The following is a 915-nucleotide window of genomic DNA, read 5'->3' on the forward strand; positions in this document are numbered from 1 at the left end:
CTTCCAGTCCTGCGCATCGACGGCGCGGTCGATGCCGGCGGAGCCGAACCAACGGGCTGGCAGGCGTTCGCCGACGAGCGCGCCGTCATCCGTATCGCGGATGCCATCGACCGCGCCGTCGATGCGCAGGACTGGAAGCTTGCCCGCAGCTATTTCGCCGACTACGTCGCCGCCGATTTCAGCAGCCTTTCCGGGCAGCCTGCCGCCACTATCGCCTCTGCCGCCCTGATCGGCGCCTGGGCGGCAAATCTCAAGGGAAGCAAGACCAGCCTGCATCTGCGCACGAACCACCAGGTCGCCATCGAAGGCGACAAGGCGACCGTCCTTTCCAACGGCTATGCCTGGAACAGGTTGGAAGGCAACGGCGACCCGCTCTGGGAAGTCTGGGGCACCTATGAGCACCGCCTGACCCGCTCGGCTGCCGGCTGGAAGGTCGACGGCTTCACCTTCCGCATGACGCATGAGCGCGGCAATCCCTGGGTCAAGGCGACCCCCGGCCGATAAGCCGGCATCAAACACGATCGGAGAACATCATGAGCATGACCTATTACACGCTCGGCAACAGCGGCCTGCGCGTCAGCCGGATGGCGCTGGGCACCATGACCTTCGGCACCGAATGGGGCTGGGGCACGGACAGGGATACCGCCCGCGCCATGTTCGACGCTTACGTCGAGGCCGGCGGCAATTTCTTCGACACCGCCGACCTCTATACCGGCGGCACCGCCGAGACCTGGCTCGGCGAATTCGTCGCCGAGCGGGGCTTGCGCGACAAGGCGGTGATCGCCACCAAATTCACCTTCAATTCGGAACCGGGCAATCCGAATGCCGGCGGCAATGGCCGCAAGAACATCATGCGCGCCGTCGACGCTTCGCTGAAGCGGCTCGGCACCGACTCCATCGACCTCTACCTCATGC

General features: G+C 65.4%; 2 protein-coding genes. Both read left to right on the plus strand.

The window, feature by feature from the left end; translation table 11 throughout:
• Positions 1–9 precede the first annotated feature (9 nt).
• Positions 10–504: a nuclear transport factor 2 family protein gene (locus tag EOA29_RS38130; protein WP_127222498.1), complete on the plus strand. Its 495-nt coding sequence runs from the start codon at positions 10–12 to the stop codon at positions 502–504.
• Positions 505–533: 29 nt separating this feature from the next.
• On the plus strand, positions 534–915 hold a 382-nt coding region (locus EOA29_RS38135), incomplete at its 3' end, for an aldo/keto reductase (RefSeq protein ID WP_145970110.1).

Origin of the sequence: Mesorhizobium sp. M1E.F.Ca.ET.063.01.1.1 (assembly GCF_003998155.1) — a bacterium.
Classification (GTDB): domain Bacteria; phylum Pseudomonadota; class Alphaproteobacteria; order Rhizobiales; family Rhizobiaceae; genus Mesorhizobium.